The 8,379-nt window shown below is 37.3% G+C and carries 8 protein-coding genes; 3 read left to right on the top strand and 5 right to left on the bottom strand.

Annotation, left to right across the window (positions count from 1 at the left end):
* Positions 1-281 precede the first annotated feature (281 nt).
* Positions 282-995: a GDSL-type esterase/lipase family protein gene (locus MW688_RS02230; RefSeq protein ID WP_486734282.1), complete on the top strand. Its 714-nt coding sequence runs from the start codon at positions 282-284 to the stop codon at positions 993-995.
* Between the two features lie 132 nt (positions 996-1,127).
* Here MW688_RS02230 and MW688_RS02225 read toward each other — a convergent pair whose 3' ends face one another.
* Complete coding sequence (locus MW688_RS02225; protein WP_486734281.1) at positions 1,128-2,051, bottom strand: RluA family pseudouridine synthase; 924 nt, start codon at positions 2,049-2,051, stop codon at positions 1,128-1,130.
* A 4-nt stretch (positions 2,052-2,055) separates the two neighbouring features.
* Positions 2,056-3,219, bottom strand: coding sequence for a nucleotidyltransferase family protein (locus MW688_RS02220; protein ID WP_486734280.1), 1,164 nt, complete (start codon positions 3,217-3,219; stop codon positions 2,056-2,058).
* A gap of 126 nt (positions 3,220-3,345) precedes the next feature.
* Between MW688_RS02220 and MW688_RS02215 the strand changes: the two genes are divergently transcribed.
* The gene (locus MW688_RS02215) at positions 3,346-4,077 is read left to right on the top strand and encodes a TIGR03943 family putative permease subunit (RefSeq protein WP_486734279.1); all 732 of its coding nucleotides are present in this window, start codon (positions 3,346-3,348) and stop codon (positions 4,075-4,077) included.
* Positions 4,067-5,587, top strand: a complete 1,521-nt coding sequence (locus MW688_RS02210; RefSeq protein ID WP_486734278.1) for a WD40 repeat domain-containing protein — start codon at positions 4,067-4,069, stop codon at positions 5,585-5,587. Before MW688_RS02215 ends, MW688_RS02210 begins: the two co-directional genes overlap by 11 nt.
* A gap of 114 nt (positions 5,588-5,701) precedes the next feature.
* On the opposite strand, the gene btpA is transcribed toward MW688_RS02210, so the two are convergent.
* The 3 genes from btpA to MW688_RS02195 form a co-directional block, all read right to left on the bottom strand.
* Complete coding sequence (gene btpA, locus MW688_RS02205) at positions 5,702-6,499, bottom strand: photosystem I biogenesis protein BtpA (RefSeq protein WP_486734277.1); 798 nt, start codon at positions 6,497-6,499, stop codon at positions 5,702-5,704.
* A gap of 265 nt (positions 6,500-6,764) precedes the next feature.
* Positions 6,765-7,028: a hypothetical protein gene (locus tag MW688_RS02200; RefSeq protein ID WP_486734276.1), complete on the bottom strand. Its 264-nt coding sequence runs from the start codon at positions 7,026-7,028 to the stop codon at positions 6,765-6,767.
* Between the two features lie 576 nt (positions 7,029-7,604).
* Positions 7,605-8,369, bottom strand: a complete 765-nt coding sequence (locus MW688_RS02195; protein ID WP_486734275.1) for a hypothetical protein — start codon at positions 8,367-8,369, stop codon at positions 7,605-7,607.
* Positions 8,370-8,379: the final 10 nt, after the last annotated feature.

Raw genomic sequence — 8,379 nt, 5'->3', positions numbered from 1 at the left:
AATGAGCAACTTTTAGCAGTAATGAGTAGATATTTTTCAACTGTATTTAGCCCTAAGAAATAACGTAGCTAAATATACAAATTCCCTAGGGATAAGGATCTTCTGCCTTCTCTCCATCATTTGGTGCGTCAGCGCGAAGCACTGACACACCCTACTAAACTGATATCTCAAATACAGACTTATCTATGACTATATTTTGTTTTTCCCTTGACTAAAAATTTTTTTGTCAATAGAATTATAGTGATTTTTAAAAAATTATTAAGTTTAGTAAATTACATTATATGCAAAGCCTATATAAAACTTCACTCAATCCCATTGAGAATTTGAGAGACCATCACAGCAGACCTCATCCTCTAAAAATTGTGGCTTTGGGCGATAGTTTAGTCTACGGTTTTGGGGATCCAGTTGGTGGAGGTTGGATTGAGAGAATGCGTCGTCAGTGGATGTGCCCTAGTAATCCTGGTCCAGTGATTTATAATTTAGGAGTACGCGGTAATCGCTTGATTGAAGTAAGTTCAAGATTAGAAACCGAGTTTCGTCATCGTGGCGAACTCAGAAATACTTTACCGGATTTAATTATTCTCAGTGTCGGAGTTAATGATTCAGCTCGTATTGGCCGCTTAACAGGGCGCTGTTTTACTGAATTTGAGTTATTTAAAAACCAATTATATCAACTACTGAATCAAGCTCAAAAACTTTGTCCAGTATTATTTATTGGCATGGTTCCGGTGGATGAAGAAAAAATGCCTTTTCAGGGTTGTTTTTATTTTAATCATGAGGATCAATATCGCTATTCAGAAGTTACCAAAAGAGGTTGCCAAGAGTTTGATATTCCCTATTTAGACATCTTTACTCTCTGGAACCAAAGAGGTCAAGATTGGTTAAAAACTTGTCTCTCCAATGATGGTTTACACCCTAATGCCGAAGGTTATCAAGCTTTATTAAATGATGTTCTTAATTGGAAACCTATGGAATTTTTGTTTAATCCAGAATAAAATATAGCCTTTTTTCGTCTGCTGAGGTACAGAAGTTAATGGATTTAGGGAACACCAAAACAGAAAGTGTACCTCAATTGCTTTGGAATTGCTATATAAATTTATTTCCCTGTTTACGACATAAATCCACAATTAGCCATTTTTTTTGCGTAATATTAACAACAGTTTTTGAAACTCCTGGGGAAGAGGGGCGATCGCCTGAATTATTTCTCCCGATATAGGATGATTTATGGTTAATGAATAGGCATGAAGGGCTTGTCCGGTTAATTTTACCTTAAGTTTACCTCCAGATCCGTATATTTTATCTCCTACTAGGGGATGACCTAAATAACTACTATGGACTCTAATTTGATGAGTGCGTCCTGTTTCAAGTTGAAACTTTAGTAAACTATAATTTCCTAATCTTTCTATAACTTGCCAAGAAGTAATAGCCCTTCTAGAGGTTTTTGAAGCAGGTAAAACAGCCATTTTTTGACGGTCTACAGGGTGACGACCAATATAAGTATCAATAACCCCTTCAGAGGTGTGAGGTGCTCCGAAAACTATACCGAGGTATTCTCTCCGGGCTGTTTTAGCTTGAATTTGTCCCTGTAGATGTTGATAGGCTAAATCTGTCTTAGCCACCACTAGGGCGCCTGTTGTATCTTTATCTAAGCGATGGACAATACCAGGACGTTGTACTTCTCCTATACCGGGTAAATTGGGACAATGGTGTAACAAAGCATTTACTAAGGTACCATTTTCGTGACCTGGTGCCGGATGAACAACTAAGCCTGCGGGTTTATTCACAATCAAAAGCTGGTCATCTTCATAGAGAATATCTAGAGGTATAGCTTCGGGTTGTAAATCGAGAGGTTGAGGGGGAGGAATCTTTAATTCTAGGCGATCGCCTATTTTTAGCTTAGTTTTTTTCTCAGTCACCACTTCACCGTTAACTGAGACTAAACCCTCGTCTATCAAGCGTTGTAGACGAGAGCGGGACCAATCTGATAACTCTTGGCTTAACCAGCGGTCTAGGCGATCTCCCTTTGTTGTTACCTGTAACTCTAGTAACAATTACTTATTCTCTTTCCTTAAGTAATTCAGCGATCGCTTTATGTTCATTAATCTCCTGATAAGAAGGAATTTGACGAGCATCAGTAATCAACCAATCAAGAGCTGCTGCTTGTACATCAATTGCTGTACCATTTTTATCAACACAATAGCGTCCAAACACCAACTTATCTACTAAACGAACACCAGGACCTAAACGAGAGTACTCAAAAATTACACTATTACTTACCGTCGCACCCTTACAAATCCAACAATTAGGACCAATCATCGTCGGACCGATAATTTTTGCTCCATCTTCTATTCTAGTCATAGATCCAATATACACAGGTCCTGTTATATCCACCTTGTCCCAATTAACGGCGACATTTAAGCCTGTATAAATCCCATCTTTTACTTTTTTCCCTGGAATAGGTACATTTTTAATCTCTCCGAGTAATACGGATCTAACAGCATGCCAGTAGTCAGGAACTTTACCAATATCTACCCATTCAAAATCCATAGATACTGCATAGAATGGCGCTTTCATTTCTACTAATTTAGGAAACAAATCTCCACCAATGTCAAATTTTTGCTGAGGAGGAATATAATTAATTACCTCAGGCTCAAAAATATAAATACCTGTATTGATATTATTACTCAAAGCTTCTCCTACTGAAGGTTTTTCTTGAAAAGAAACCACTCTATCTTCTGAGTCAGTAACTACCACTCCATAACTAGATACCTTATCCATTGTTACTGGTTTAGTAACTAATGTTGCTAATGACCCTTTTTGCTTATGCCATTTTAGAGCTGCTGTTAAATCTAGGTCAATTAGGGCATCTCCGCACAACACTATAAAAGTTTCATCGAAAAAAGGATTAAAATCATGAATGCGACGTATACCTCCTGCTGATCCTAAAGCCTCACCAATCAACTCCCCTTCAACGATTCTTCCTTCAAAAGAATAGGCAATATTAACACCAAAGCGCTGTCCATCACGGAAGTAACTTTCGATTTCCTCAGCTAAATGGCTAACATTAACCATTATTTCGTCAAAGCCGTGTTGACGTAGTAATTCTAGCAAGAATTCCATTACTGGTTTTTGTAAAATGGGTATTAGTGGTTTGGGAATAGTATGAGTGATTGGCCTTACACGAGTACCTTTACCGGCGGCCAGAATCATTGCTTTCATGAATAATTTTTCCTCTTTTTATGTATGCAGATAGGATAGACTGACAAACAAGAAACAACAATTATCTTAACAATTGCTAGTCTTATTTGAAAACTAATTTTTTTTTTAATTTTACTTGGTTTAAACATGATTACAGAAATTTTAGCCTTATTAACCTGGGGCTTTTTGATGGTCAAATACTGGTTAACTGGGGAATTGAGATTGTTAATCCATCCTAATTATTTTGGTTTAGTTTTAGCTACTGGCGTATTTTTACTAGCTATAGGCTGTTTACAAACAATCCAGTTAATTAAGAGTTCTCAAGGTCGAAAAACTTTGACTGGGAATTTAAAATCTACAAAAGGAATGATTTGGAACTTACCAGGGGGTTTAATGTTATTTACAGCTATTCTCGGATTAATCATTGGTCCCAATTTACTGAGTAGCGCCACTGCTTTACACCGGGGTGTCACAACTTCTTTGCCTGTAACTCAGACTCAAGTAGAAAGCTTCCAAATTAGTGTTAAACCCCAAGACCGTTCCCTGGTTGATTGGGTACGTACTATTAATGCTTACCCAGAACCTGACGCTTATGTTGGTCAACCTGTCAAAGTTACGGGTTTTGTGATTCATGATCAAAAACTTCCTGATAACTATTTACTAGTTGGCCGTTTTATTATCACCTGTTGTGCTATAGATGCCTATTCAGTAGTTCTACCAGTTGCTTTGAATGAACCTCGAACTAATTATCCTCCTGATACTTGGTTAGAGGTGACGGGAGAAATGTTCTCTCAAACTCTTTGGGGAGAACGTAAACTAGTAATTATGCCTAAAAATATTGATATTGTTCCTACACCTACTGATCCCTATGCCTATTAAAGCTGAAAGGAGAAAAAAAACCCTGCCAATTGATCGCTTGGCCATAATTGTAATTGTCTTTTTGAGTTTGCTGATTGGATTGCTCATTTGGGGAGGAAAACTATGTGGTAATGACTGTTTTTTACATCAAGGTCCCCAAATTAATTACTTTAGTTGGAGAAATCGCCTGGTTGGTCAAGAAGATATTGCTTTTATTTTGGGTTTTGACCGTCCTATGAATCGTGAAAGTGTCTCAGCTAATCTTAAGATTACCCCCCCTCTTTCGGGTAAGGTGAGTTGGTCTGGTAAAAGATTGGCCTACACTCTCACTGAACCTATTCCCTATGGGGAAAATTATACTATTGAATTGTCTCAGGCTAGGGCATTAAATGGGGAGTTGATTCAACCTTTTCAAGCACAGGTTAAAAGTCGCGATCGCGCTTTTGCTTATATTGCTACTTCCGAGGCTGATAAGGGACGACTTATTCTCTACAACTGGACCACACAAGAACCACATTTTCTGACTCCTGAAAATCTTCTCGTTACTGATTTTCAGTTTTCTGCTTCTAGAGAGTTTATTGTTTTAGCGGCGGTGGAAAAAACCCAACCCGATAGTCTCAGACATTTAAAACTCTACAGAGTTGCTACTGGTCTCAATCAAAGTACTCTTGATTCTCAATTAGAATTAATTTTAGATGACCAAGACTATCAAAATAATCAATTTGATTTTTCTGCTGATGGCCAAAAAGTTGTCGTCCAAAGAGTTAATCGCTCTCAACCTACTGATTTTGACCTATGGCTGGTAGAAATTGGTAAAAAACCTCGTCCTCTTGGTCTTCAAGGGGGAGACTTTTTAATCGCTCCCGATAGTAAAACTGTTGCTGTTGCCCAAGGTGAAGGAGTTTCTTTGATTTCTCTAGAGGAAAATGTTGAAGTTAGTAGTTTTTTGCCTCAATTTGGTCGTTTACTCACTTTTTCCCCCGATGGGTCTGCTGCTGCTTTGGTGAATTTTAATACTGATAACCCAGAACTTCGTTTTACGCGATCGCTTTTTTATGTGAATAATTTTGGTACCACAAAAGAACTTTTAAATACCACTGGTTCTCTTCTTGGTTGTCAGTTTAATCCTCATGCTACTTATCTTTATTGTCTACTTACAGAGTTAGTGACTGGAGAATCTTATTTAGAAACTCCCTATTTTGCGGCGATTAATCTGGAAAATAATCAAGTTATTCCTTTGTTAAAGTTACCATCCTATCAAGATATTCACCTGAGTATGTCTCCAGATGGCCTAGGTATTTTATTTGATCAAGTCATTACTACTAATCAAGAGCAATCTTTGAGTGATATGTTTGAATCAATTACTGACTCTGAGACTTTTGAACCTCTTTTGAGAACTGAATCTGGTGCAGAAATTATTGGTGGCAATTTATGGTTGTTAATTACGCCACCTAGTAATTTAGTTGATTCTACCGATGTAACTCTAGAAGAACTTCCTTTTTCAGGGTGGACACCTAAATGGGCACCTTGACCTCAGATCTTGCATCTTTTCCACTCATTTACTGGTGGTGGATGAGTAATGAGTAAGAAGTTTTGAAGTAATGAGTTTTGTTCTAATCCGATTATCAAATAACCGGATTTAGAATTAATATTTTGGTACAGCTTCTACAAATTGAGATACTCGCAGGGGATCAATGGGTTCAGTAATTTTTCCATTGCGTTTGAGTGAACTAGAAACAATTACTCCATCTGCTACTGTCATCAGTTTTGGTATATTTTCCCAGTTAGCACCACTACCAATTATTATTGGTGTATCTTCGGCTACACTTGCTGCTAGTTTCAAATCTTCTAGAGAAGGAGGATTCCCTGTTGACACCCCGGAAATAATTATTCCATCCGCTAAGCCTCTATGGATGTTTTCTTGGACCGCCGTTTTTAAATCACTCTCCCCTACAGGATAAGCGTGTTTTACCAAAACATCGGCTAAAATTGCCGTTTTAGTTCCTAATTCTCGGCGGTAACGTAGTAGTTCGTATGCCTTCCCTTCAATAATACCTTGGTCTGTGGCCATTACTCCTGTTAAAACGTTAACACGAACAAAGGGGGCTTCTACACAACTGGCGATCGCCAAAGCACTATGGCAATCATTACGTAGAACGTTGATCCCAATCGGCAGCATCACTAAATTCATTACTCTTTCGATTATCAATGTCATGGCACTGACTACTGCTGCATCTACACTTCCTTTAGTAAATGGAGCGTCAAAAAAGTTTTCGACAATAATGCCATCTACTCCCCCTGCTGCTAAAGCTGCCGCTTCTTGTTCTGCTCTTTCTATTACTGATTTTAGACTACCTCCCCAACGAGGAGATGTAGGTAATGGTAAGAGATGAACCACACCAATAACCGGATTGGCCGTCTGAAAAATTTCTTCTAATTTCACTCTAGTTTTCCTAACTCCTCCTCATCTATCATACAGAGTAGACTACCTACACATAATTTAGTAAAACTCTATGTTTTTTAGCACTCTATTTCTCTCTTCAAGCTACCATTTAACTTGAGTTGCTTTTTTTTGTAAAGATGCTTTAACGTTTATTTATAGATGTATCAGTATTTTTAATTTTTATTTAATTATCTAGCTTGGTAAATGACTGTGGGCGAAGACTGTTTCGCTCCACAGTTTGTTAAATTGCCCATTTAAATCAAGGTTATTCTGTATCTGAGATTCTCTCAACACTTCCAAAAAAGATTGGTTCTACCCGTATAGCTACAATACTCGCCGGGCGGGCTACCATATATTCTCCCTGAATATTCTTTATTGGTATATTCACAAAATCATTAGATTGAGATTTAGGTATCAGATGATTACTATACCATTGCTGAAATTCCTGAATCGTGGTAAAGCGCACTTCCTCTCGATGACCACCTGTAAAAAATAAATGAACTGCGTATTCGTCTGCTTTCCTAGGCATAAAGTATACTTGAGTAAAATAGAACTATGTGAAGTACCCGAAAAATTTTTTCTTTAAGCGTTTTTGTTAACGCCAATCAACGATTTTTTTCTTAGCTAAACAGTACATAAGTACTATCCCAAGATTTAAGTTATAGATTTACAAAGTTGAGCGCATAGAGTAATTTTAGACATGCCCTAAAAGAATCAAACAAACATTTCCATAAAAATGCTTTTTGCTCTTGATTAGCATAGAGTCCAAAACGATACGCTTTGTCATCTCTATCTTATATCTCTTTAGGTAAAGAATACCATGGTTTATTTATTTAAAGCAAAAAAGTTAATTTTTCTATATTTTGCTCAACTCACATCTTCCACCAGAACAAAAGTACTAAAATAACCTAGGTAAAAAATTCCCGAATTTGGTATTTAAGAAGATTTTTGGACCCAAAAATAAGTGTAAATACTTAAAATTCTTTAACTCATTACTTCAAAACTTCAAAACTCAACCACAACCAGTAGCTTTTGGGTTTTGGTGGAAGTTCTGAGTCAACGCCTATTCCCTATTCTCTTTGTACCTTTTTCACACCGAAAAACCTCAGAGATTAAATTGTTGTAGCAAAGTTTTCAACATTGGTAGCAAAGTTTTATTCAATTCATCAGCGCTGTTAAAATTCAACTGTTGATGCTCTGGAATATCAAAGGGAGATTGCCCCTCTAATTCTGGGTGCTCTTTTTGTACTAATAGTATCTGCTTGGTACCTTTTACTTTTAGAGCATAACCCACTTCTAAACATACATTGGGATTGGGAAATTTGGTTACTTTTTCCCCTTGACGCACGGCAATTATCGGAGTTATGTCCCCGATAAATAGTAAACTTTTACGAATTCCACGCAGTTGAGAATCACTCATTCTTGTTGGTTCTTCACTAGAGCGAAAAGCTGTCTCTAATCTCAACACCAGCCTTGATTGTTTATTAAGCTCTTCAATCCCTTCACTCAGGGCCTCTTGTAAACACTCACTAGCCGTGCTATCTTCTTGTTGATGACTCAGGAAAATAACTGGTTCTAAAGTCGCTAATAAGTCTTTTTTCGTAAAGTAAATTTCATGGGAGATTAAATCTATATTAGAGATGACATAGCCCCCACTTCCTTCGATATAAAACTCTATAGTTAAGCCTTCAAGATAGTTTTTAAACCAATCTGACCCTTCTACTTGTTTACTGTCGTCTAAAAAGTCCGCCCTTAAGCCAGACTTGAGCAAACTATTACGGCTCAAACGAAGGTCATGAGGTCTCTTTAGTACCTCTGTTAAAGGTTCATATTTTTCTATGTACCATGCTTTTAGTGCGATTATCGCCATGTTTAATCAA

This window comes from Johannesbaptistia floridana (genome assembly GCF_057440575.1).
Note: the sequence above shows the minus strand (reverse complement) of the source record. Positions and strands in the feature narration are given on the sequence as shown.

Excerpts from the sequence above, each read along its gene's own strand:
- MW688_RS02210 (WP_486734278.1), top strand. The coding sequence starts at position 4,067 with ATGCCTATTAAAGCTGAAAGGAGAAAAAAAACCCTGCCAATTGATCGC.
- MW688_RS02215 (WP_486734279.1), top strand. The coding sequence starts at position 3,346 with ATGATTACAGAAATTTTAGCCTTATTAACCTGGGGCTTTTTGATGGTC.
- MW688_RS02200 (WP_486734276.1), bottom strand. The coding sequence starts at position 7,028 with ATGCCTAGGAAAGCAGACGAATACGCAGTTCATTTATTTTTTACAGGT.
- MW688_RS02195 (WP_486734275.1), bottom strand. The coding sequence starts at position 8,369 with ATGGCGATAATCGCACTAAAAGCATGGTACATAGAAAAATATGAACCT.
- MW688_RS02230 (WP_486734282.1), top strand. The coding sequence starts at position 282 with ATGCAAAGCCTATATAAAACTTCACTCAATCCCATTGAGAATTTGAGA.
- MW688_RS02220 (WP_486734280.1), bottom strand. The coding sequence starts at position 3,219 with ATGAAAGCAATGATTCTGGCCGCCGGTAAAGGTACTCGTGTAAGGCCA.